Annotated in this window: 20 protein-coding genes and 1 tRNA gene; 14 read left to right on the top strand and 7 right to left on the bottom strand. The window is 66.2% G+C overall.

Features of this window, described 5'->3' with window-relative positions; translation table 11 throughout:
* The first annotated feature begins 102 nt into the window (after positions 1-102).
* Positions 103-987, top strand: coding sequence for a universal stress protein (locus VM621_RS13070; RefSeq protein ID WP_325469405.1), 885 nt, complete (start codon positions 103-105; stop codon positions 985-987).
* Between the two features lies 1 nt (position 988).
* Here the strand turns inward: VM621_RS13070 and VM621_RS13065 are convergent, their stop codons facing one another.
* From VM621_RS13065 to VM621_RS13055, 3 genes are read right to left on the bottom strand one after another with little or no spacing between them, the layout of a single operon-like run.
* Positions 989-2,371, bottom strand: a complete 1,383-nt coding sequence (locus tag VM621_RS13065) for an MBL fold metallo-hydrolase (protein ID WP_325469404.1) — start codon at positions 2,369-2,371, stop codon at positions 989-991.
* 19 nt (positions 2,372-2,390) lie between these two features.
* Positions 2,391-2,960 carry a GNAT family N-acetyltransferase gene (locus VM621_RS13060; RefSeq protein ID WP_325469403.1) on the bottom strand — a complete coding sequence of 190 codons (570 nt, stop codon included), beginning with the start codon at positions 2,958-2,960 and terminating at the stop codon, positions 2,391-2,393.
* Between the two features lie 9 nt (positions 2,961-2,969).
* The gene (locus VM621_RS13055) at positions 2,970-3,986 is read right to left on the bottom strand and encodes a universal stress protein (RefSeq protein ID WP_325469402.1); all 1,017 of its coding nucleotides are present in this window, start codon (positions 3,984-3,986) and stop codon (positions 2,970-2,972) included.
* A gap of 52 nt (positions 3,987-4,038) precedes the next feature.
* Here VM621_RS13055 and VM621_RS13050 point away from each other — a divergent pair, with 52 nt between their 5' ends.
* From VM621_RS13050 to VM621_RS13005, 10 genes are all read left to right on the top strand, one after another.
* On the top strand, positions 4,039-4,476 hold the full coding sequence (locus VM621_RS13050) for a CBS domain-containing protein (protein ID WP_325469401.1): 438 nt from the start codon (positions 4,039-4,041) through the stop codon (positions 4,474-4,476).
* A 14-nt stretch (positions 4,477-4,490) separates the two neighbouring features.
* The gene (locus tag VM621_RS13045; RefSeq protein ID WP_325469400.1) at positions 4,491-4,928 is read left to right on the top strand and encodes a universal stress protein; all 438 of its coding nucleotides are present in this window, start codon (positions 4,491-4,493) and stop codon (positions 4,926-4,928) included.
* Between the two features lie 11 nt (positions 4,929-4,939).
* On the top strand, positions 4,940-5,368 hold the full coding sequence (locus tag VM621_RS13040; protein WP_325469399.1) for a universal stress protein: 429 nt from the start codon (positions 4,940-4,942) through the stop codon (positions 5,366-5,368).
* Between the two features lie 269 nt (positions 5,369-5,637).
* Complete coding sequence (gene fdnG, locus VM621_RS13035) at positions 5,638-8,709, top strand: formate dehydrogenase-N subunit alpha (RefSeq protein WP_325469398.1); 3,072 nt, start codon at positions 5,638-5,640, stop codon at positions 8,707-8,709.
* A gap of 10 nt (positions 8,710-8,719) precedes the next feature.
* Complete coding sequence (gene fdxH / locus VM621_RS13030) at positions 8,720-9,637, top strand: formate dehydrogenase subunit beta (protein ID WP_325469397.1); 918 nt, start codon at positions 8,720-8,722, stop codon at positions 9,635-9,637.
* Positions 9,634-10,296 carry a formate dehydrogenase subunit gamma gene (locus tag VM621_RS13025; RefSeq protein ID WP_325469396.1) on the top strand — a complete coding sequence of 221 codons (663 nt, stop codon included), beginning with the start codon at positions 9,634-9,636 and terminating at the stop codon, positions 10,294-10,296. Before fdxH ends, VM621_RS13025 begins: the two co-directional genes overlap by 4 nt.
* Complete coding sequence (locus VM621_RS13020) at positions 10,293-11,342, top strand: formate dehydrogenase accessory protein FdhE (RefSeq protein ID WP_325469395.1); 1,050 nt, start codon at positions 10,293-10,295, stop codon at positions 11,340-11,342. The genes VM621_RS13025 and VM621_RS13020 overlap by 4 nt, the downstream gene beginning before the upstream one ends.
* Positions 11,343-11,353: 11 nt before the next feature.
* Positions 11,354-12,793 (top strand): L-seryl-tRNA(Sec) selenium transferase, encoded by a 1,440-nt coding sequence (selA, locus tag VM621_RS13015; protein ID WP_325469394.1) that lies wholly within the window; start codon positions 11,354-11,356, stop codon positions 12,791-12,793.
* A complete protein-coding gene (gene selB / locus VM621_RS13010; RefSeq protein WP_325469393.1) occupies positions 12,790-14,721 on the top strand; it encodes a selenocysteine-specific translation elongation factor in 1,932 nt (643 codons plus the stop codon). Before selA ends, selB begins: the two co-directional genes overlap by 4 nt.
* A gap of 13 nt (positions 14,722-14,734) precedes the next feature.
* Positions 14,735-14,830, top strand: a tRNA-Sec gene (locus VM621_RS13005).
* 2 nt (positions 14,831-14,832) lie between these two features.
* Here VM621_RS13005 and selD read toward each other — a convergent pair.
* Positions 14,833-15,873, bottom strand: a complete 1,041-nt coding sequence (selD, locus tag VM621_RS13000) for a selenide, water dikinase SelD (protein WP_325469392.1) — start codon at positions 15,871-15,873, stop codon at positions 14,833-14,835.
* A gap of 81 nt (positions 15,874-15,954) precedes the next feature.
* On the opposite strand from selD, the gene VM621_RS12995 reads away from it, so the two are divergent.
* Positions 15,955-17,019 (top strand): permease, encoded by a 1,065-nt coding sequence (locus VM621_RS12995; protein ID WP_325469391.1) that lies wholly within the window; start codon positions 15,955-15,957, stop codon positions 17,017-17,019.
* A gap of 6 nt (positions 17,020-17,025) precedes the next feature.
* Here the strand turns inward: VM621_RS12995 and VM621_RS12990 are convergent, their stop codons facing one another.
* On the bottom strand, positions 17,026-17,409 hold the full coding sequence (locus VM621_RS12990) for a nuclear transport factor 2 family protein (protein ID WP_325469390.1): 384 nt from the start codon (positions 17,407-17,409) through the stop codon (positions 17,026-17,028).
* Positions 17,410-17,555: 146 nt separating this feature from the next.
* Between VM621_RS12990 and VM621_RS12985 the strand changes: the two genes are divergently transcribed.
* Positions 17,556-19,421: a hypothetical protein gene (locus VM621_RS12985; RefSeq protein WP_325469389.1), complete on the top strand. Its 1,866-nt coding sequence runs from the start codon at positions 17,556-17,558 to the stop codon at positions 19,419-19,421.
* 61 nt (positions 19,422-19,482) lie between these two features.
* A complete protein-coding gene (locus tag VM621_RS12980) occupies positions 19,483-20,388 on the top strand; it encodes a 4'-phosphopantetheinyl transferase family protein (protein ID WP_325469388.1) in 906 nt (301 codons plus the stop codon).
* 12 nt (positions 20,389-20,400) lie between these two features.
* Here VM621_RS12980 and VM621_RS12975 read toward each other — a convergent pair whose 3' ends face one another.
* The gene (locus tag VM621_RS12975; protein ID WP_325469387.1) at positions 20,401-21,792 is read right to left on the bottom strand and encodes an MATE family efflux transporter; all 1,392 of its coding nucleotides are present in this window, start codon (positions 21,790-21,792) and stop codon (positions 20,401-20,403) included.
* Between the two features lie 2 nt (positions 21,793-21,794).
* Positions 21,795-23,231 (bottom strand): cytochrome P450, encoded by a 1,437-nt coding sequence (locus VM621_RS12970; RefSeq protein WP_325469386.1) that lies wholly within the window; start codon positions 23,229-23,231, stop codon positions 21,795-21,797.
* Between the last annotated feature and the right edge of the window lie 17 nt (positions 23,232-23,248).

Below are 23,248 nucleotides of genomic sequence, written 5' to 3'. Positions count from 1 at the left end.
TTGCCCTGCGTCCCAATTGACCGACGTCAAGTCCGACCGCGATTCGCGCGCGTAGAAAAGAACCATCGGTCATCAAGCCTCCCTCCCGCCCCAGGACAGCCCATGGACACGACCACGACACCCCCGACACGCACGGCCCCGTCGATGCGCACCTGCCTTTCGGCGATCGGTGACGTGCTGGCCATCGTCGACTCGCCCAGGAGCAGCGCGGCGTATGTCGCCAGCCGCCTCGCCGCGCGCGACGGCGGCTCGGTCACCGGCTGTTCGCTCGCACCCGCGTTCATGGGCGGCCGCCCGTTTCGGGTCGAGGCCTCGGTGATCTCGCTGCTGGAAACACCACCGCCGATCCAGCGGCACGACGATCTTCGTCGGGGCCACGATGGCGATGAGTTCCTGCGCCTGGCGACGACGGCGGGAGTCTTGCAGCCACAGTGGGCGGTCATCGGCAACGATCCCTCGCACGACCTGGCAAAGCTGAGCGCCTGGCACGACTTGATCGTGGTTCAACGCCCTGGCGACCCTCATGCCGATCCGCTGGACGGACTTCAGCACCTGCTGACGAATACGGGCCTGCCTTGCCTCGTCCTGCCGACCCAGTGCGCACCCACCGGCGTCTTCGATAGCGTCGTACTGGCCTGGGACGGCAGCCGCCCGGCCACGCGGGCGATGCGCGCCGCGCTACCGCTGATCGTCGCGGCACACGATGTGGTCGTGCTGGATGGCCGTCCCTCGCACGGCGCGGCCGAAGAGCCGGCGTTCGACCCGATGAGTTTCCTCGCCCGGCACGGCGTGCGGGCGACCCTTCGCCATCTGCATACGACGCCCACGGACGCCGGCGCAGCGATTTTGAAGAAGGCGCACCAGCTCAAGGCCGACCTGCTGGTGATGGGAGCCTTCGGTCACTCGCCGCTGCGCGAACGGCTGTTCGGTGGCGCCACGCGCCACATCCTGACCCATGGCGACCTGGTGACCTGGCTCTATCGTTAGCTCAGCCGAGGCGACACGGCGATTCCAGGGTCGGACAAGCCACCGCCACGCCCCGCGCGCGCAATACCTGCTCCATCACTTCCATGCCGCCATGCTCTTCGCCGTGCACGAGCAGGACCTGCCGGCGCGGCGAAGTGCCCAGCCAGGCAAGCAGTTCGGACTGCCCTGCATGGGCGGAAAAGCCGTTGATCGTCCAGATATGCGAACGCACGGCCACATCGTGGTGGTCGATGCGCACGCGCTTGTAGCCGTCGATGATCTTCCTGGCAAGGCTGCCCTCGGCCGCGTAGCCGACGAAGATCACGCTGGCGCGGCCGCGATCGAGATTGTGCAGCAGGTGATGCATGACCCGCCCGCCGGTGCACATGCCGGAGCCGGCGAGGATGATCGCACCGCCTTCGATGGTGTTGATCGCCATCGACTCGTCGACACTGCGGGTGAAGCGCACACGCGGCGTGGCGAAGGGATCCTCACGTTGGAGAAGCTCGCGGAAGCTGTCGCTCAGTCCTTCCGGATGTCGCCTGAAGACATCTGTCGCCGAGATCGCCATCGGTGAGTCCAGGAACACCGGAGTGCCGGCTGGAATCGTCCCGCCACGCACGCCCTGGTGCAGGCAGAACAGGATTTCCTGCGCGCGCTCGAGCGCGAACGTGGGAATGATCACGTTGCCGCGATCGCGCAAGGTGCTGGACACCGCGGTGAGGAATTCGGCCTGGGTCGCGGCGAAGTCGCGGTGTTCGCGATCGCCGTAGGTGGTCTCCATCACCACGACATCCGCCTCGGGCGCCGGGGCGAGCGCGCGCAGCATGCCGCTGCCGTGATGCCCCAGGTCGCCCGAGAAAACCATGCGCCGCCGGGTCGCGCCATCGTCGAGTTCCAGAAGGATACTGGCCGATCCGAGAATATGGCCGGCATCGAGAAACGTGGCGCGGATGCCGGGAGCGACGTCACAGGCTTCGCCGTAGCCGACGACCCGATCGAAGGCGTCCATGGCACGGAACGCATCGGAGACCGTCGATAGCGGCGTCGCATGATGGTCGCCGCGGGCGGCCGCACGCCGCGTTTCGTCTTCCTGCAGCGACGCGGCGTCCATGAGCACGATACGCGCGAGGTCTCGCGTCGCCGCGGTGGCGAGAATGGATCCGCGAAAGCCATCGCGCACCAGCTTGGGCAGGCGACCACAGTGATCCAGGTGCGCATGCGTGAGCAGGACCGCGTCGATCGCGTGCGGGTCGAAGAGAAACCCGCGCGCGTTCGCCGCATTGGCTTCGTGGCCACCCTGATACATGCCGCAGTCGATCAGGATGCGGCTGTCGCCACATTGCACGAGATGGCACGAACCGGTGACGCCGCGCGCGGCACCGTGGCAGGTGTAGACGATCACGATAGCTCCCTGGTCGGCGTCACAGCCGCAATGTGTGGATCACGAGGGTCGAGTCGTCCGCGTCCGGGGACCGGGTGAAGCCCAGGTAGCTGGCCAGCTCGCGCATCTGCCCGTTGTCGGCCGAGTCGATCGAGTACAACGCCTTGAAGCCCTCGCGCCGCGCCACTTCGATCAGATGGCGCATCAGTGCGACGGCCAGGCCACGGTGGCGCCAGTCCTCGGCGACCGTCACCGCGCATTCGCAGCGCTGGCCGTCCTCGTCGGCACCGTAGCGGCTGATGCCGACTTCGCGCAGCTCGCCGTTGTCGTGCACCAGGGCAACGAAGGCCATCGTGTTGTGATGGTCCACCTGCATGAGCTGGTCGAGCAGCGTGGGCGATACCTCCCTGACCTCACCCAGGAAACGGTTGCGCCGCGACTCGGGCGACAAGCGCTGGATGAACGCCCTCTCCCGCTCGCGGTCTTCGGGCCGTAACGGGCGAATAAGCACGTGCGTGCCGTCTTCGAGCAACTCGATCCAGTGATCGCCTTCGATCGCGGCAAAGCCGTGGCTGTCGACAGTCGCCGGTGTAGAGGGGGTAGTGACCATGACGCGCTCCTAGTGGGAGAAAAGGACGGGAATCGGCGAATCGAGAAACAACTCGCGGGTGGTCCCCCCGATCGCCCACTCGCGCAGCCGGCTGTGCCCATAGCCGCCTGCCACGATCAACTGGGCATGTCGGCGACTGGCCTGGTCCAGCAAGGCGTGACCGACCGACGATTGCCGGGAGGAACAATGGATCAGGTGGGTTTGCACGCCATGGCTGCGCAGGTGCGCCAGCACGCTTTCGACCGAGTGCGCGGCGGATTCAGGCGCGTGGGACGGCGCGTCGACCACGACGACGTCGACCGTCTCGGCCGCTTCGAGCAAGGGCAAGGCGTCGTGGATGGCACGTGCGGATTCGGCGGTGTCGGCCCAGGCCACGACGGCATGTCGCGGCGGAAGCTGGGCCTTCGTGCCTTCCGGCACCATGACCACGGGGCGCCCGGACTCCAGTAGCAAGCCGGCAAAGTAAGCATGTGCCGTTGCCGCATCCGACGCCGAGCCGGCAGGCCGGGCGATCACGACAAGATCTGCCCGACGTGCGGCCGCCGCGGCCAGCGAAGGCGGCGCCGAGTACAAGGCTTCCAGAGTGCGTACCTCGCCCTCGACACGCATGGCCGCCAGACGATGCTGGAGGTCGCGCGCCTGGTGCGCGGCTTCCGCACGGATTTCGGCGTAACGCTCGATGAGCGCCGGATCGGGAATCAACGCCCAGGTGTCGGCGACCTCGGCCGGCATCGCGAGCATTTGCAGCACGGTGAGCCGCGCGCCCGCACGCCGCGCCAACAGGCCCGCAACGGTCACCGCGAGGTTGTCTCCCGACAGCTGCGTGACGACAGCAGCGATATCGCAAAGGGACGCCATGGATGTGTGTTCGGCATCGGACTTTTCCTTGTCGATCTCGTGCCAGCTAAGCGCATCGGCCGGATCCTGCCGGAGCATGTTCTCGTTCATGATCGCCACCCGCTTGTCGTTGTCGGAGATCACGTTGTAAGGCGGACGTACGTGTCGAGCCTTGATGCAGATCAACACGGCGCATCGGCAGGTGAAGCACGCTGATCTCACTGACCAGGAGTGCCGAGCCATGAAAGCCATCGACATAGGAAGGCGGCATGTGCAGGTCGTCACCGGCGCCACGCTGGTGACCGAGGTGGCGCGCATCATGCGCCTGCACGAGGTGTCCTGCGTCGTCGTCGCGGAAGCCAGCCTGCGTCCCGAAGGGATCATCTCCGAAAGGGACATCGTGCTGCGGGCGATGGCCGCCGGCGCGGATCTGGGTCACCTGACGGCGGCCGCGATCATGTCGACGCCCGCGGTCGTCTGCCACGCGGACGCCACGCTGGCCGATATCGTCCAGGCCATGGCGGGCGGTGCCGTGGCGCACCTTCCCCTCGTCGACGATCGCCACCGCCTGGTCGGCATCGTCTCCGCGACGGACGTGACGGCGGCGGTGACCGAACTGCTCGGCCAGCTGGCCCGCGCACTCGCGTCGGATGCACTGACCGACCGGCCCTACGGATAAACAGCGGAGGCACCATGTTCAAGCACATCCTGATTCCCACGGACGGCACCGCCGCCTCGTCGAAAGCCGCGCGGATCGCCGTGGAGTTCGCCCGTCGTTGCGGCGCGCAGGTCTCGGCCCTGCATGTCGTCGAGCCGCTTCCCGTGCGGTCCCATCACGGTGGCGTTGCCACGGCGACGGAGATCGACCGGATCGTGGCAACGCAGCAAGCAACCGCGCTGTATCTCAGCCACGTCGAGGAGCTCGCCCGGGCAGTCGGCGTACCCTGTGCGTCGGCGGAAATCACCGATGCCGTGCCGTCCCACGCGATCGTCGAATTCGCAAATCGGAACGGCTGCGATCTCATCGTCATGGGCACGCACGGCAAGCATGGCCTGAAGCGACTGATCCTGGGCAGTCAGACGCAGAACGTCCTGCTCACCGGCCACCTTCCCGTTCTGGTATGTCCCTAGGAGGCTTCGCCATGTTCGAACGTATCCTGATTCTCGTCGACGGCTCAGAGGCATCCAGCCGGGCCGTGCATGTGTGCATGGACGCGGCGGCGACCCTGGGCAGTCATGTCTATGCGGTGAGCGTGATCTCCCCGCTGCCCACGGTGAACCTGCTTGCCGACTACATCGAAGGCGACGTCTGCTTCAAGCGGGTCACGTCGCACGCCCAGGCCCTGCTCGACGAAGCCAAGCGCGAGGGCGAAGCCGCCGGCGTGAAGGTGTCGACCGAATACACGTTCGACCGCCGTCCGGACACCGTCGTGGTCGCGCGGGCCCACGCGCGCAAGTGCGATCTGGTCGTCATGCCCGGACGCGAACGCGGCAACGCACGCGGGTTTCTGCAGGATGTCGCCCAGCAGGTGCTTCTGAACGGCGAGACTCCGGTGCTGATCTGCCCCTGATTTTTGGTGACGACAAAGCTCATATATTTGTTAATATCATAGGCTTAAGAAATACTTCTTACGTAAACTCGAGACAGAAGCCCTGGCGATGGCCTTGCCGCTTCCCGGCGTCAGGAAGCGCACAAACGTCATCGACCTCGGCCTCATGAACGTGCTACGTTTTTCCTCAAGGAAGGCATCCCATCGCCGCCCCGAAGTGATTCCGAGCCACGTTCGCCGTCCGTCCATCGGCCGGTTTGTTCCAGCCAGGTTTCGAGGGAGCTCAAGTCATGCCACTCACTCGCCGTGAGTTTCTCAAGGTCACCGGAATGGGGCTCGCTGCCGGCAGTCTCGGCATGCTCGGCTTCGGTGCTTCGGGCGTCGCCCAGGCCGCCGCGGTCCGGCCGTTCAAGCTGGCCCACGCCACCGAGACACGCAATACGTGTACGTACTGCTCGGTCGCCTGCGGCATCCTCATCTACAGCATGGGTGACCGGGCCAAGAACGCCCTCTCCAACATCATCCACATCGAAGGCGATCCCGATCATCCGGTGAATCGCGGCACGCTGTGCCCGAAGGGCTCGGCGCTGCTCGACATCGTCCACGCCCCGACCCGGCTCAAAGCGCCCCGATACCGAAAGCCCGGCGGCACCGAGTTCGAGGAGGTGTCCTGGGATTTCGCCCTGGACCGCATCGCCCGGCTGATGAAGGAGGACCGCGACAAGCACTTCATCACGCAGAACGCGGCCGGCACCACCGTCAACCGCTGGATCAGTACCGGCATGCTGGCCGCCTCGGCGTCGTCCAGCGAAACGGCCTTCCTCACCTGGAAGGTAGCCCGCTCACTCGGCATGGTGGTGTTCGACAACCAGGCGCGCGTCTGACACGGACCGACGGTGGCCAGTCTGGCCCCATCATTCGGTCGCGGTGCGATGACCAACACCTGGCAGGATATCCGTAACGCCAACGTCGTTATCGTCATGGGTGGCAACGCCGCCGAAGCGCATCCGTGCGGGTTCAAGTGGGTGATCGAGGCGAAGATCGAGAACGGCGCCAAGCTCGTCGTCGTCGACCCGCGCTTCACGCGCACGGCGTCGGTCGCCGACTACTACGCCCCGATCCGCCCGGGCACGGACATCGCGTTCCTCAGTGGCGTGATGCGCTATCTGCTGGAGAAAGACACCATCCAGCATGCCTACGTGCGTGCCTATACGAACGCCAGCCTGCTGGTGAAGGAAGGCTTTGCGTTCGAGGACGGTCACTTCAGCGGCTTCAACGCGGAAACCAATACCTACGACAAGTCCACCTGGGACTATGAGTTCGACGAGCAAGGCTTCGCCAAGGCCGACGACACCTGGCAGAACCCGCGCTGCGTGATCAACCTGCTCAAGCAGCACGTGTCGCGCTACACCCCGGAGATGGTCTCGCGTATCACCGGTACGCCGCAGGACAAGTTCCTCCACGTCTGCGAACTGATCGCCAGCACCGCGGCGCCGGACAAGGCGATGACCAGCCTGTTCGCGCTGGGCTGGACGCAGCATTCGGTCGGCGCGCAGAACATCCGCGCCATGGCGATGGTCCAACTGCTGCTGGGCAACATCGGCGTGGCCGGCGGCGGCATGAACGCCTTGCGCGGTCACTCCAACATCCAGGGCCTGACCGACATCGGCCTGCTGTCGAACCAGATGCCCGGCTACCTGAGCCTGCCGACGGACAAGGACACCAGCTTCGACGAGTACATGAAGACGAAGCATTTCAAACCCTTGCGTCCCGGCCAGACCAGCTACTACCAGAACTACGGCAAGTTCGTGGTCAGCCTGCAGAAGGCGCTGTGGGGCGACGCCGCGACGGCGGAAAACAACTGGGGCTACGACTGGCTGCCGAAACTCGACGTGCCGTTGTACGACATCATCCGGGCCTTCGAGATGATGAACAACGGCCAGATGACCGGCTACATCTGCCAGGGCTTCAACCCGCTGCAGGCCTTCCCGGATCGCGGCAAGATCCGCCGCGGCCTGAGCAAGCTGAAGTTCCTCGTCACGATGGACCCGCTGGATACCGAGACCTCCCGCTTCTGGCAGGACTTCGGCCCGCAAAACCCGGCCAAGTCCACCGATATCCAGACCGAAGTCTTCCAGTTGCCGACCACCTGCTTCGCCGAGGAGAACGGCTCGCTGGTCAATTCGGCGCGCTGGCTGCAGTGGCACTGGAAGGCGGCGGAGGCCCCGGGCAAGGCCATGTCCGATATCTGGATCATGAGCGGGATCTTCCATCGCCTGCGCGAGATGTACCGCAAGGAAGGCGGCGCCTTCCCCGACCCGATCCTCAACGTCACCTGGAAGTACACCAATCCGACCGCGCCCGATCCCGAGGAACTGGCCAAGGAGATGAACGGGCGTGCGCTGGTCGACCTGGTCGACCCCGTGGCCAACACGACGACCAAGGCCGGCACCCTGCTCGACGGCTTCGGACAGCTCCGCGATGACGGCAGCACCGCTTCGGGCTGCTGGATCTTCGCCGGCTCGTTCACCGAGAAGGGCAACCAGATGGCCCGGCGCGACGCCACCGACCCACGTGAGCAGGGCATCGCCCCGAACTGGGCCTGGGCATGGCCGGCCAACCGGCGGATTCTCTACAACCGCGCCAGCGCCGACCTGGAAGGCAAGGCCTGGAATCCGAAGAAGCCGATCATCGAATGGAACGGCACGCGCTGGGCGGGCATCGACGTGCCCGACTACATACCCACCACCAAGCCGTCCGACAACGTCGGGCCGTTCATCATGAACGCCGAGGGCCTTGGCCGCCTGTTCGCGCTCAACCTCATGGCCGAAGGTCCCTTCCCCGAGCATTACGAGCCGTTCGAATCGCCGTCGGACAACGTGCTTCATCCGAAGGTGAACAACAACCCGGCCGCTCGCGTGTTCGCCGACGATCGCGCTTCGTTCGGCAATCGGAAGGACTTCCCGTATGTCGCGACTACTTACCGCCTCACCGAGCACTTCCACTTCTGGACCAAGCACGCGCTGATCAACGCGATCCTCCAGCCCGAGGAATTCATCGAGATCGGCGAGGTACTGGCGAAGGAGAAAGGCATCGCGCAGGGCGGCTGGGTGAAGGTCTCGTCCAAACGAGGCGAGGTGATCTGCAAAGCCTATGTCACCAAGCGCATCAAGCCGATGACCGTCGACGGCAGGGCCACGCACGTGATCGGCGTGCCCTTGCACTGGGGCTTCACCGGGCAGGCCAGAAAGGGCTACGGCGCCAACACGCTGACGCCTTCGGTGGGCGACGCCAACACGCAGACGCCCGAGTTCAAGGCGTTCCTGGTCAACATCGAACGCACCACCGCTCCGGCGATCTGAGGCGAACGTCATGTCCGATATGCAATCGCAAGACTACGTACGTCGCTCCGCCACGACGATGACGCCGCCCGCGGCGCGCAGTCATGAGGACCAGGTGGCCAAGCTCATCGACGTGAGCCGCTGCATCGGCTGCAAGGCCTGCCAGTCCGCGTGCATGGAGTGGAACAACCTGCGCCCGGAGATCGGCCACTTCGAGGGCTCGTACGAGAACCCGATGGACCTGGGGCCGAGCGTGTGGACGCTGATGAAGTTCGCCGAGTACGAGAACGAACAGGGCAACCTCGAGTGGCTGATCCGCAAGGACGGCTGCATGCATTGCGAGGATCCCGGCTGTCTCAAGGCCTGCCCCGCCCCCGGCGCGATCGTCCAGTACGCGAACGGTATCGTCGACTTCATCAGCGACAAGTGCATCGGTTGCGGCTACTGCATCAAGGGCTGCCCGTTCAACATCCCGCGCGTGAGCAAGACGGACCACAAGTCGTACAAGTGCACCCTGTGCTCGGACCGTGTCGCCGTCGGGCTGGAACCGGCCTGCGTGAAAGCCTGCCCCACCGGCGCGATCATGTTCGGCTCCAAGACCGACATGACCCACTGGGCGGGCGAGCGCATCGAGGACCTCAAGTCCCGCGGCTTCGAGCAGGCCGGCCTGTACGACCCGCCCGAAGTCGGAGGCACGCATGTGATGTACGTGCTGCATCATGCCGACAAGCCCTCGCTCTATTCGGGCCTGCCGGACAAGCCGCGCATCAGTCCGGTGGTCGAATTGTGGAAGGGCGTGATCAAGCCGCTGGCTGTCATCGGCATCGCACTGGCGGCCATCGGCGCCTTCTTCCACTGGGTCACGGTCGGTCCCAACGAGGTCACGGAAAAGGACGAACTCGAGGCCGACCGCGTGCTGCGCGAGGAAGAAGAGGAGGAATCGACATGACCCGCCCGGAGCGTGCGATCACCCGCTACACCACACTGAATCGGGTCAATCACTGGATCAATGCCGGGCTGTTCATGCTGCTGGTGTTATCCGGCCTGTCGATGTTCCATCCGATCCTGTTCTTCCTTTCGGGACTGTTCGGCGGAGGCCAGTGGGCGCGTGCGGCGCATCCCTGGTTCGGCGTGCTCCTGACGCTCAGCTGGATCGGAATGATCATCCAGTTCTGGCGGTCCAACCTGCCATCGAAGGACGATATCGCCTGGTCGAAAGCCATCGCCCACGTCGTCGTCAACGACGACGAGCACGTGCCGCCGATCGGCCGCAACAACAGCGGCCAGAAGCTGGTGTTCTGGTCGATGACGCTGCTGATCCCGGTGCTGTTCGTCACCGGGCTGCTGATCTGGGAGGTCTACTTCGGCGAGGCCACGTCCATCCCGGTGCAGCGCGCGGCGGTGTTGATCCACAGTTGCGCGGCGATCTGCGCCATTCTCGTCTGGGTCGTCCATGTCTATGCGGCGATCTGGATCCGCGACTCCGTGCGCAGCATGACCCAGGGATATGTGACGCCCGGCTGGGCGTGGCACCATCATCGCAAGTGGTTCTATCAGCTGGCGGCGAGCCGTCGCGTCGGCAAGACCACGCCCAGGAAGAATCCGTGAAGCAAGCAGAGGCACCACCCGACGCCGCGTGGAGCGGCCCGACCCACGCCGGCGTCAAATCGCCTGCGCCGATCGTGATGCCGGATCTCGCGCGGCGGTTCGCCGTCACCGCGGCCCGGCTCGACCGGCTCGCCGCCGGCCACCCCATGGAGCCCTGGCTGCGCTTCGTCGCCCGACTCGCTCGTGCGCAGCACGCCGTGGCGAGCACGCTCGCACCCGCCGCATCGCTCGAAGCCGGCGACATCGCCCGCGCCACGCAGGCACGCCTGCCCCCACTCGCCGCCGACGGCCATCGTCGCGCCACCGCGTGGCGTGACGGTTTGACGCATCTCCTCGACCACCTGCAGCAACATGCCCCGCCCCACTCGCCCCATTCGCCCCACTCGACTCGACCGCCTTCACCCGCCTCACCTGTGGGAGCCGATTCATCGGCGATAACCGCGCCCGACGCCGACCTCCCCCCAGCCACCCTCGCCGCCATCGACTACCTCCGCCACAGCAGCGACGCCGCCCTCGAATCCCTCGCCGACAACTTCCTCCGCGGCCACATCCCCGCGGCCGATACCGGCGCCACGGTGTTCGTTGTCGCCGCCTTGCAGGTGTACTTCACCGCCTCCGCCGCGCGACTGGTCGCCGACGACCTCCGCCTCCTCGAAGAACGGTCGCTGTGCCCCTGCTGTGGATCGCCGTCCGTCGCCGGCGTCATCACCGCGAGCGGCATCATCCCCGGCACCCGTTACCTGTATTGCTCGATGTGCTCGACCGCGTGGAATCATACGCGGGCCGTATGCGTCACCTGCGGGGGCACCCGGCATCTCTCCCTGCAGGGCATCGAAGGCGACCCCGGCCTGGTCAAGGCGGAAACCTGCGCCGACTGCCACACGTACAGCAAGCTGCTGTACCAGTTGCGCGACACGCAGGTAGATCCCTACGCCGACGATCTCGCCTCGTTCGGCCTCGACCTGATGGTGAGCGAGGAAGGTTTCGCCCGGCACGCGCCCAACCCGTGGCTGCTGACGGGAGACAGCGAGGAAGATATCGGGTAGATAATCGGTGCATGGCCGATTCCGAACCGAATGCCCTTCGCCGCCTTCCCGCCGTCGCCACCGTGTTGGCGACCACCACGGCCGCCGTGCTGCTGGAGCGTCATGGGCGCGTCGCGACCACCGACGCGATCCGCCAGGCGATCGACTCGGCTCGCGCGGCGCTTCGAGATGCCCAGGCCGCCCCAACGATCACGCCGGTACCCGACGCCGACGAGCTTGCACGACATGCCGGCACGCTTCTCGACGCCCGGAGGCCGGGACTGCGCCCGCTGTTCAACCTGACCGGCACCGTCCTGCATACCAACCTCGGTCGCGCCGTGCTCGCCGAGGCCGCCGTGGACGCCGCCGTGGCGGCGATGCGCCATCCGGTGGCGCTCGAATACGACCTCGACAGCGGTTCCCGTGGCGAACGCGACGACCACGTCCGCGACCTGCTGCGGGAACTCACCGGCGCCGAAGACGCCACCGTCGTCAACAACAATGCGGCAGCCGTGCTGCTCTGCCTCAACACCTTCGCGCTGCGCCGCGAAGCGATCGTCTCGCGCGGCGAGCTCATCGAGATCGGCGGCGCGTTCCGCATGCCGGACATCATGCTGCGCGCCGGCGCGGATATGGTCGAAGTCGGCACGACCAACCGTACCCACGCCGCGGACTACCGCCGTGCGATCGGCGAACGAACCGGCATCGTGCTCAAGGTCCATACGTCGAACTTTCGCATCCAGGGTTTTGTCGCGGAAGTCGCCGCGCGCGAGCTGGCAGCGATTGCGGACGCCGCCGGCGTGCCGCTCCTGAACGATCTGGGCTCGGGCAGTCTCGTCGACCTGTCGCGCCATGGCCTGGCCAGGGAACCGACGGTCCGCGAAGCCGTCGACGACGGCGCGCGACTGGTCACTTTCTCCGGCGACAAGCTACTCGGCGGCCCGCAGGCTGGCTTCATCGTCGGCGACCGCGCGCTGATCGCCGAGATCAATCGCAATCCGTTCAAGCGTGCGCTTCGCGTCGACAAGGTTCGCCTGGCAGCGATCGAGGCCACGCTCGCCCTGTATCGGGACCCGGACCGACTCGCCGAACGCCTGCCGACGCTGCGCTATCTCGCCCGGCCTCTTGCGGACATCGAGGCGCAGGCGAATCGCCTGCGCCTGGCCACGGCACAGGTCATGGGCGAAGCCTTCGCGGTCGACGTCGCTCCCTGCGAGAGTCAGATCGGTTCCGGAGCGCTACCGCTGAACACCCTCGCAAGCGCGGCGCTGCGGATCCGTGCGCGAGGTAGTCAGGACGCCCTGGAACAACTGGCGACGGCGCTGCGCTCGCTCGCCGCTCCCGTCATCGGCCGGGTGTCCGAAGGCGCCTTGCTGCTCGACCTGCGCTGCCTGGACGAAACAGACGAGGATGCCTTTATCGACGCGCTGGGCGAACTCGACGCGGCCAGCCTGACCGCGCAACGTCCGTGATCGTCGGTACCGCCGGGCATATCGACCACGGCAAGACGGCCCTGGTCAGGGCGTTGACCGGCGTCGATGGCGACCGCCTGAAAGAGGAAAAGGCACGAGGTATCACCATCGACCTCGGCTTTGCCTACCTGCCGCTGGCGGACGCACCGCCACTCGGCTTCATCGACGTGCCCGGCCATGAGCGCTTCGTCCACACCATGGTCGCCGGAGCCGCGGGCATCGACATCGCGCTGCTTGTCGTCGCCGCCGACGATGGCGTCATGCCGCAGACGCGGGAGCACCTGGCCATTCTGGATCTGCTCGGTACCCGACGGGCGCTGATCGCGCTGACCAAGGCCGACCTGGCAACGGCGAAACGCCTCGACGAGGTTCGGCAGCAGATTCGCGACACGACGAAGGGCACCGCCCTGGCCGATGCCGCGATCCTGGCCGTTTCGTCGACGACCGGCCAGGGTATCGACGCACTCAGGGAGCGGCTTGTCGCCGAAGCGCGCGCACTGGACGAGCGCAGCGACGCAGGACGCTTCCGCCTCGCGATCGATCGCGTGTTCACCCTTGCCGGCATCGGTGTCGTAGTGACCGGCACCGTGCTGTCGGGCGTGGTGCGCGTACGCGACGCCGTGCGCCTCAGCCCGTCGGGTCTGCCGGCGCGTGTCCGCTCGCTCCATGCACAGAACCGACCGGTGGAAATCGGACGCGCAGGCGACCGCTGCGCCCTCAACCTGGCTGGCGACGGCGTGACCCGGGAAGCGATCCATCGCGGCGACATGCTGGTCGATCCTTTCCTCCACGCGCCGGCCGATCGCATCGATGCGCGGTTGCATCTGCTGCCTTCCGAACCGCGGGCTGTCGAGCCGTGGCTTGCCGTGCGGCTGCATCACGGCTCGGCGGAAGTCGGCGCCCGCGTCATCCCGCTCGAAGGACAGCAGCTACGCCCAGGCAAGACGGCCGACGTGCAGCTGGTGCTGGACCGGCCTGTCGCCGCTGCCGTCGGGGACCGCTTCGTCCTGCGCGATGTATCGGCCCGGCGGACCATGGGCGGTGGGCAGTTCATCGATCTGCGCGCACCCGAGCGCCACCGACGCACGCCGGCGCGGGAGGCCGAACGTGCCGCGCTACGGATCGACGATCCACTGAGGAGTCTTGCCGCCCTGCTCGACGCCTCGCCATCGGCACGCGATCTGGATGCCTTCGCACGCGATCGCGCGCTGTCGTCGGCGGCGCTGGACGAATTAGTCGGCGCGCTCGCCCCCTTGGTCTTCGATGCGGGCGAACAACGCGTCGCGATCAGCCTTGCCGAATGGCAACGCTTCGTCGCCGCCGTGCTCGAGCGCCTCGGGAACTTCCACGCGTTCTATCCGGACGTGCAAGGCATGGCGCGTGAAAAACTGCGCAAGGCATTGAAGCCGGTATTGCCAGCCGCCGCGTTCGCGTTGGCTCTGCAGCACGCCGACCTGAGCGGCCGCATCGTGCGCGATGGTGCCTTCGTTCGCCTTGCCGCTCACACCATGCAGATGAGTCCTGGGCAGCAGTCGCGCTGGACTGCCGTTGCGCCGCTTCTCGGCGGCGAGGCGCGCTTCCGCCCACCGCGCGTACGCGATATCGCCGGTGTTCTTTCCGCTCCCGAAGGGGATATCCGCCAACTGTTGAAGCTCGTCGCACGGATGGGCCTCGTCGACGAGGTCAGCCACGATCATTTCTTCCTACGCGCCACGGTGCACGAGATGCTGCAAATTGCCGCCGATATCCAGAGCCATGCCGAGGATGGCTGGCTGACCGCCGCGCCGTTCCGCGACCGACTCGACTGCGGGCGCAAGGTGGCGATCCTGGTACTGGAATTCTTCGACCGGCACGGCGTCATGTTGAAGCGCGGTACGCTTCGCCGGATTCAACCGCGCTATCTGGACCTTTTCGCGCCGACCACGTAGCGTTCGCCGTCATGGAAGAGCATCGTCCCCGGTGGGGCGTCCGGACTTCAAATCCGGGTGAGGCAGCCAGTCTGTCTCGGGTGGGTTCGACTCCCATGCTCTTCCGCCAGTTCAGCCGACCTCGATGCCTGGGCTGCCCTCCACCACCGTACCCACGATGCTGGCACGCGGATAGCCGGCTTCCTCGATCATCGTCCGTAGGGCCGCGGCGCGCTCCGCCTTGCAGGCGACAAGCAGGCCACCGGAGGTCTGCGGATCGGTGAGCAGGTCGCGGCGCCATGCAGGCAGGTTCCCGGCGAGCGTGACGCCTTCGCCATAGCTGTGCCAGTTCCGCTTCGATGCGCCGGTGATATAGCCCGCCTCGGCCAACGCTTTCGCCTGGCCGAAGAAGGGAATACGCGCTTCGTCGAGCGCGATGCGTACGCCGCTGCCGCGAGCCATTTCCATCGCATGACCGAGCAGTCCGAACCCGGTGACGTCGGTGATCGCATGCACGTCGTCGTCCTTGCCCAACTCGTGCCCGATGTGGTTGAGCAACGTGGTCGAGGCGATCAGTTCGTCGTAGGCCTCCGGCGGCAAGGCCTGTTTCTTGAAGGCGGCCGAGTAGACGCCGACACCGATCGCCTTGGTGAGGATGAGCACGTCGCCCGGTTTCGCGCCGGTGTTCCTGCGTACGTTCGACGGCGCACAGAGGCCGATTGCCGCAAGCCCGTAGATCGGCTCGGCCGAATCGATCGAGTGACCGCCGGCCACCGGGATACCGGCCTGGGCGCAGATCGCCTCGCCACCGGCGAGAATGGCCCGCACGGTGCCGATGTCGATCTTGCCCAGCGGCATGCCGAGGATGGCCAGTGCCATGATCGGCTTGCCACCCATGGCGTACACGTCGGAAAGCGCGTTGGCCGCGGCGATGCGACCGAAGTCGTGGGGATCGTCGACCACGGGCATGAAGAAGTCCGTCGTGGCGATCACGCAGGTGTTTTCGTCCACCTGCCACACCGCCGCGTCGTCGCTGGATTCGTTGCCCACCAGCAGCTGTGCGAACGGCATGGCCGCAGGCTTGTCGGCGAGCAACTGCTGGAGCACCGACGGGGCGAGTTTGCAGCCACAGCCACCGCCGTGCGCAAGTTCGGTCAAACGCGTACAAGTCATGGAAAGCTCCACCAAAGTCGCGCTGGCACGACGGAGGGATTCTGCGGCAGCATAACCCTAGTCGAATTCCGGGGGGATGCCATGCCTGCCGCTCTGCGTAGTGCCCGAACCCTGCGCTGGTCCGTCTTCCTGCTGTTGGCGGTCGCCGGACTCTTCTACGTCAAGTGGTTCCCGTATTACGGACGCGCCTTCGACGCCGCCGCGCAGCACTCCATCGGCAAATCCATCCTGATGGGCGATGCCTCCAGCGCCCCCGATCCCTCGTTGGCCGCCGCCCTCGGCTACGCGCTGGCGTACGGCAAGGCGATATGGAAGGCCATGGTGCTTGGCCTGTTGCTGGGCTCGGGCGTCCAGGCTCTGATACCGGCCAGCTGGGTAAGGCGGGCCATGGGCAGCGCGAGCTTCGCCGGCACCGTGGCCGGCGGTCTGATGGGCATACCGGGAATGATGTGTACCTGTTGCGCCGCGCCCGTCGTCGTCGGCCTGCGCAGGCAGCAGGCTGCAGCCGGGCCGTCCGTCGCCTTCTGGCTTGCGAACACCATGCTGAATCCGGCGACGCTGGTGTTTACCGGATTCGTGCTCGGCTGGAACTGGACCTTGTTGCGCGTGGTATTGAGCGTGCCGATGGTTTTCGGGCTGGGCTATCTCGCCAACCGGTTCGCGCCGGCGCAAGGCCCGTTGCCTGTCGGCAGGCGTCGCGCGGAGCCCGAACCCGACATCGAAGACCCGTCGCTGGCGGACGTCGGTCGGCGGTGGCTCACGGTCTTCCTGCGGATGACCCTGCGACTGATTCCCGAGTACATCGTGATCGTCCTGCTGCTCGGCGCCGCGCGTGCCTGGATGTTTCCGCACATCGGCCCGGACATCGGCGAGCAATGGTTCTGGATCGTCGCCCTGGCCGTGGCAGGCATGCTGTTCGTCATCCCCACCGCGGGCGAAGTGCCGATCGTGCAGGCCATGCTCGCCCTCGGCATGGGTGTTGGGCCGGCGGCTGCGCTGTTGCTCACGTTGCCGCCGGTGAGCCTGCCTTCGATGGCCATGCTGGGACGCTCCCTGCCCTGGCGGTTGCTCCTGACGCTGGCCGCGGCCGTGGTTGTCTTCGGCATCCTGGCCGGGGCGATCGCCTCTGGCCTGGACATGCGTTGACGCGGGTTACGGCCGTACTTCAACCCACTGACTGCGCCACGCCGGCGCGTCGAACGGATCCGCGAAATATTGCGTTTCGTGCGCAACCTTGCCGTCCCTGAATTCCATGATGCTCACCGTAAAGGCGCGCTTGCCCTCGTAGGTGATGATGTATTCGGTCACCCACAGATGATCCTGGCCGACGATGCGGCGCACCTTGAAACCGGACGGTTTGCCGGGGTGGTGACTGCGCAGGGCCTGCAGGTTATGCCGGCCGTGGATGATCTCGCCCGACTGCGGGTACTCGCATAGGGCATCGTCGTGATAGATCTGGTGCTCGGCAACCTGATCGCCTGCGGCCGAGGCGGCCCAGTGCCGGTCGATCGCCGACCGAATGCTCTGCTCGTCCATCGCGTGCCTCCCGTGGATGATCCTGCCAGGGGACGCTAGCACTTCGCCTTGTGGGCCGACATCAGCCCTAGGTATGCCCGAGCGCCGGTCGGGGCCCCCGACGCATATACTATGTGACTCGTTTGTTTCACTACGTACCCAAAAACATGTTGAGAAGCGACCAAGTTCTCGTCACCGTCGGCACCGCCTGCACCCTTTCGGCGGTCGGCTCGACGGAAACCTACCAGGCCCTGGTGGCCCGGTCGGACGAATTCCTTCCCCTCGCGGCGTTCGATGCCGGCCTGGTGGACATCGACCCCGAAGCGGCCAGCGCCGCCGATGGCATGCGCTGGGCCACGGGCGACCACGCCGGCGAGCCGGTATCGCTGGACGAACTGAAGCGCCTGCATGGCGACTCGCTTCGCGCCAACAGCGGCATCCGGCATGTGCCCGGTGTGCGCGAGTTGGCACCACGCGTGGTCACCGACATCGCCGCACCGCTGCCGCACGATCTGGAAACCGTCGGTCTTCGCCGCCTGGCGGGACTTCGCTACGAAGACATCCGTGGCTCCAGGCTCAAGGACATGCACGGCCTCTTCCAGGACGATCCGCTCCTGAGCCCGTCGTTGCAGGCGCAGCTCTTTGCCTACGGTGCGCTGGGCGCGCTCGCCGGCCTGCCGCGTCCGCTCTCCGAGCTGGTGCCGAACCCGTTCGACTTCCGCGTCGCCTCGGCGACCGCCTTCGGTGGCATGGATGCGCTGGGTCAGTGGTTGCGGCCCGACGCGCCGCTGCCCGAAGGCGGCATCCCCAAGGACACCTTCGCCGTGCGTCTCGCCCACTCGCTGGGCTCGCATGGGCCGGCGCTGGTTTCGACGATGCTCGCGCCGAGCTACAGCATCAGCCGCGTGCTGAAGAATCCGGAACTGCGCGAATCGCTGCGCTCGGAAGACATCGGCTACACCCGCGTGCCGCAGGCCCCGATGACCGCCGTGGGCGCCTGCGCCTCGAGCCTCATCGCGCTGGCCGATGTCGCCCCGCAGATGCTGTTCGACTACCCCGGCTTCCACAAGCCGCAGATGGTCCTGCTCACCGCGGCCGATGCGGCCCTGCAGCCGCGCTACGGCATCCTCGAAGCCTTCGGCGGTGGCGCGCTGATGACCGGCGACAAGCTGGCCACCAAGAACGCCGCGCATGCCGACGGCAATGTACGGACCGTGCACGACTCGCTCGCGCCATTCGACATCGATGCCGACGGCACCGTGGTCGGTCACGGCGGCTCGGGCCTGCTGGTGACGACACTCGAGTTCGCCCTGCGCAACCAGTTGGATATCACGTCGATCATCGTCGGCTGGGGCCAGAGCGGCGAAGCCGGGGGCAAGGCGCATTTCGCCGGCGTCGGCTTCGGCGGCGAGAACGCGCTGGTGCAGGCGCTGGACATGGCCTTCGAAGGCCACGGCTACGGCGTCGGCGATTTCCACTACCTGGCCGCGCATGCCACCGGCACGCGGACCAATTCAAAGACGGACCTGGGCACGGCACTGGCCGGCCTGCGCGGTGCCGCACAACGGCAAGGCCATGCCGATGAGCTGCCGAAGCTGCTGGTCGGTACGCCGAAGGCGGTGGGCGATGGCCACACCATGGGCGAGACGGGTCTGAAGGCCATGTCGCAGGCCGTGCAGTTCGTGCTCGGTCGCACGGCACCTGGCGTGCCGACCCTGCGTCGACTCGACCCGGACCTTGCCGAGATCGCCAGTCACTTTCACCTGCAAGCCGAGCCCTCGCCCGGCAATGCCGATGGCGGCGCGATCTGCGCTACCCAGGGCTTCGGCGGCTATAACGGTGCGGTGGCACTGCGCTCGGCAACCGCCGACGCGTTCGCCCGTTATCAATGCGATGCGGACACGCTGGCGGCTTATCTCGCGGCGTGGCCGACCATCCGCAGCGAGCGCGAGAAGCGTGAGCGTGCGGCGCGTCGTGGGCCGAAGCTGGCCCTGGCGATGGCCGAGAAGCATCGCTGGATCGGGCTCGATTAGGATTTCACACATCATCGATTGACCGTGCCGCATGCATGATCGAGGGTTGAGGACGTTGCCCATGAGTCGTATCGAGCCGGGCTCCTTCTTTTCGACACCCGGCCATCCGCTGTCCGCGGACCGGCAGGCGTCGGGAATCGTCGACGTGCGGACCGTGGAACTGGGCTGGAGCGGCACCGCCATACCGCCGGCGGTACTGGTCACCTACGACATCGATACCTTCGACGTAGAGGCATTCGCGCGGCACGGCGTCGACATGCCGGCGAGCATCGCGCGCAGCGTAAAGAAACGGCAAGCCGAGTTCTTCATGGGGCGGCTGGCGGCGGGGGATGCGCTCGCGGCGCTTTGGGCGGGTGGTCGCGAGCGGCCTTCGCCGCTGAAGCGGCTCCCACAGGGGGCTGAGGATGCTTCGGGACGGCACGTTCCGATCGGGGCTTCGCGGCAGCCGGTCTGGCCTGACGGTATCGTCGGCAGCATTACCCACGCGGGGCGTTACGCGGCCGCGGTCGCGGCGGACGCTCGTGGCGTCAGTGGCGTCACTGGCGCAACTGACCTCACCGGTGTCACTGGCGCCGCTCGTGTCGCCGACGTCGGCGGCATCGGTATCGATATCGAACAGAGGATTGCCGCGCAGACGCGCCAATCCGTCGAAGGGACCGTGCTCAACGCGGCGGAACAAGCCTTGCTGCACGCGCTTGCCGGCGATCTTCCCGATGAGCGGTCCTACGAGACCTTGCTGACCATCGCGTTCTCGGCGAAGGAGAGCTTCTTCAAGGCCAGTTTCGCCACCGTAGGCAGCTACTTCGACTTCGACGCCGTGGAGCTCACCGCGCTGGATGTCGCCGGCGGTACGCTCGAGCTCACCCTCGCGCGAGACCTGGCGGCCGCCCTGCCCCGGGGACGGCGCGTCATGTTGCGCCATCGTCCCATCGACGCCGACACCGTACTGACCAGTTACGTTTGGTGAATGCGTGGCCCGTCAGGCCCGCGCATGCGTCAACACGATCTCGTTCTGCCGGTTCCGCACCGCGAACCATATCCGCCAGAAGTACAGCACGCCGATGGCGCCCTCGAAGGTCGAGCCGACCACCCAGGCGGTCGGCAGGAACTCGGGATCGCCGACGTGCCCTGCGGTGATGAGATAAACGGTGGGAATGCTCAGCACCCACATCAGGACGAAGCGGGTGACGAACAGGAACCTGGTCAGGCCAAAGGCCTCCAGTACCGCCGAGCCTGTCATGGAAAAGGCGAAAGCCACGGAGTAAGTCCAGAGTACCTTGGACGTGGCGAACGAGGCCCGGCGAATCTCCTCGGGCTTGCCGTCGAGGCCGAAGGGATTCAGCAGCAGATCGGGCGTGACGATCTGGAAGAACGAGATGACCGCGATGTAGATCGCCTCGATCGTCAGCGTGACCAGGATGATCCGCGGTATCTGGGCGTAGTCCCCCTCGCCAAGCGCATTGCCACACAGGACGCTGCATCCGATGCCGAGCCCCAGCAGGGGAATCACGCCCATGTAGCTCACGGTCAGGTTGACGTTGTTGGCGGCAAGCGCAATGGCGCCGAGCCCGGCGATGATCCAGATGAAGGCGGCATTGCCGAAGTTGCCGATGCCCGCCGTGACGCCGAGCGCGAAGCCCTTCCTGATGCGCGGAAGGAGGTCGCCCAGGTGGACGCCACGCGTCGCCACGAGCTTCCTGACGTCCTTCCACACATCGGCGGGCATGTAGATCAGGTACAGCAACAGCATCGCCAGCGTGCCGAACAGCGTACCGATCGCCGACCCGCGTATGCCGAGTTCGGGCAGGCCGAACGTGCCGAACACCAGGCCGATCGTCATGACGATGCCCACCGCCTGCCCGATGAGCCCGACGATCAGGGTGATACGCGTCTTGCCGATGCCGTTGAAGTACGACGTAAGCGCCATGTTCATCGTCATGACCGCGCCGAAGAAGGCGGACCAGTACAGGAACTGAGACTCCAGGGCCGTGATCGTGGGCGGCCGGTTGCTCAGGAAGGGAATGCGCTCGATCACCGGCGCCATGAACAACAGGACCACCGAGAACACGACGCCGACCAGTATCCCGATGGCGGCCTGCCAGGCGGCGTCGCCATGCCCGGACCGGCCGTACGCCTGGGCGACGCACGACCGGGAAAAGCCGACCACCGCAGCGAAGAAACCGATGATGGCCATGGCCGTGTAGATGGCCGGTCCCGATGCGGCGAGCGTATCGCTCGAATACCTCGCCAGGCAGATGCGATCCACCAGCATCATGACGAGGTTGCCGATCATCGAACCCATGAGCGGGATGGACACGGAGAGGACGCGCCGGGCGATACGCAGGTTGGACGCCGGAGTTTGCGATGGCACGTTCATGTCCCGGCGTCCGTGCGCAGCTTCAGACGCACGGGCACCGCGCTGGGCGCCATGAAGAAATTCAGCAACTGCTTCGGCGGCGGCGCTTTCGGGTCCGGTTCGAGTTCGAAGTGACGCATGATCATCGAGACCACGATCTTGATCTCGGTGAGGGCGAGGAATCGCCCCGGGCACAGACGGGCGCCGCCACCGAACGGAAAGAGCTTGCGTGCGGGGTCTTCTTCCTTGGGAGGACGATGCTCGAAGATCCAGCGCTCCGGCCGATACTGTTCGGCCTCGGGAAACTGGGCTTCGTCGAGCCCTTCGCCCGCCGTCGAAACGACCACCGCGGTGTTCTTCGGGATGAAGGTGTCACCGACGACGCAGTCGGCATTGCTCACCAGGCCGATATACGGCGCGACGGCTCGTAGCCGCTGTGCCTCGCTGTGCGCGGCCTCGAGATAGGGGAACTGCTTCATCATCTCCCAGTCCCGGGCCAGGGAGGCCTCACCGAGCACGGCGTCGACTTCGGCGGCGAGCGCATGGGCCGCCGCCGGATTCCGCGCAAGCAGGATCAGCATCCAGGCGATGGAGTTGGCCGTGGTGTCTTCACCACCGATCACGCTGAGGATCGCGTTGCTGACCAGTTCCTCGTCGGTGAAGCCGGATTCGGGGTCCTCGCTGGCGGCGATCATCGCCTCCAGCATGTTGCCCGGCTTGGCCTGGAGCTGCGCCTGTTGGCGCATGCGTTCGCGCGTGCCGGCGATGAAGCCGGCGACGGCCTGCTCGATCTCCGCCGACGACTTCTCCGCCTGCCGGTCCACCGGCAGCTTGAAGTACTTCCAGTAATGGAACGAGGCGGTGGTGCGCTGCCCGAGCCGCTGGAACATGGCGTCGATATGGTTCTGCAGGGCGTTGTCGTCATCGTTGACCGCATCGATGTCGTGGCCCATCGCGATACCGACAATGGTGTCCAGCGCCATGGCCTTGAGATCGCGCTTCAGGTCGACCGGCTTGCCTTCGGCCAGCAATGCCTTCCACCGCTCCAGCATGCGCTCGGTCATCATCACCATGGTCGGAAAGAAATTCCGGATCACCTCGACGTTCAGGCCCGCCATGACCAGCTTGCGCTGCTTGCGCCACGTCTCGCCTTCGGCGGTGAACACGCCGCCGATGTTAAGGTCGTTCATGATCGTGCGCAGGCCTCCGCTACGCCGGAAGCCCTCCGGACGCTCACGCAGCACGTTGTTGACCGTCGTCGCATCCGAGACGATCACCATGGGGTTGCCGAACACCTGCAGGCGAAACATCGGCCCGAACTCGCGCACCCATCCCGTCAGTTTCAGATGCATCTGCCGCCCGCTCAGCTGCAGCGCGTTGCCGACGAAGGCATGGCCGGCCGGTCCCGGAAGATCTTCGATTCTCCGAGAGTAACCGAGCGTATTCATGTCCATGATCGTTTCCTGGGTCG

The sequence above is a fragment of the Luteibacter sp. genome (assembly GCF_035539195.1).
Taxonomy (GTDB): domain Bacteria; phylum Pseudomonadota; class Gammaproteobacteria; order Xanthomonadales; family Rhodanobacteraceae; genus Luteibacter.
The sequence above is the reverse complement of the archived record's forward strand: the minus strand, read 5'-3'. Positions and strand labels throughout refer to the sequence as shown.

What these genes read in the sequence shown, in the direction of transcription:
- VM621_RS12970 (WP_325469386.1), bottom strand. Translation starts at nt 23,231, where the DNA reads ATGGACATGAATACGCTCGGTTACTCTCGGAGAATCGAAGATCTTCCG.
- VM621_RS12980 (WP_325469388.1), top strand. Translation starts at nt 19,483, where the DNA reads ATGAGTCGTATCGAGCCGGGCTCCTTCTTTTCGACACCCGGCCATCCG.
- VM621_RS12995 (WP_325469391.1), top strand. Translation starts at nt 15,955, where the DNA reads ATGCCTGCCGCTCTGCGTAGTGCCCGAACCCTGCGCTGGTCCGTCTTC.
- VM621_RS13040 (WP_325469399.1), top strand. Translation starts at nt 4,940, where the DNA reads ATGTTCGAACGTATCCTGATTCTCGTCGACGGCTCAGAGGCATCCAGC.
- selD (WP_325469392.1), bottom strand. Translation starts at nt 15,873, where the DNA reads ATGACTTGTACGCGTTTGACCGAACTTGCGCACGGCGGTGGCTGTGGC.
- VM621_RS13050 (WP_325469401.1), top strand. Translation starts at nt 4,039, where the DNA reads ATGAAAGCCATCGACATAGGAAGGCGGCATGTGCAGGTCGTCACCGGC.
- VM621_RS13070 (WP_325469405.1), top strand. Translation starts at nt 103, where the DNA reads ATGGACACGACCACGACACCCCCGACACGCACGGCCCCGTCGATGCGC.
- VM621_RS13045 (WP_325469400.1), top strand. Translation starts at nt 4,491, where the DNA reads ATGTTCAAGCACATCCTGATTCCCACGGACGGCACCGCCGCCTCGTCG.
- VM621_RS13025 (WP_325469396.1), top strand. Translation starts at nt 9,634, where the DNA reads ATGACCCGCCCGGAGCGTGCGATCACCCGCTACACCACACTGAATCGG.
- VM621_RS13060 (WP_325469403.1), bottom strand. Translation starts at nt 2,960, where the DNA reads ATGGTCACTACCCCCTCTACACCGGCGACTGTCGACAGCCACGGCTTT.
- VM621_RS12990 (WP_325469390.1), bottom strand. Translation starts at nt 17,409, where the DNA reads ATGGACGAGCAGAGCATTCGGTCGGCGATCGACCGGCACTGGGCCGCC.
- selA (WP_325469394.1), top strand. Translation starts at nt 11,354, where the DNA reads ATGGCCGATTCCGAACCGAATGCCCTTCGCCGCCTTCCCGCCGTCGCC.
- fdxH (WP_325469397.1), top strand. Translation starts at nt 8,720, where the DNA reads ATGTCCGATATGCAATCGCAAGACTACGTACGTCGCTCCGCCACGACG.
- VM621_RS12985 (WP_325469389.1), top strand. Translation starts at nt 17,556, where the DNA reads ATGTTGAGAAGCGACCAAGTTCTCGTCACCGTCGGCACCGCCTGCACC.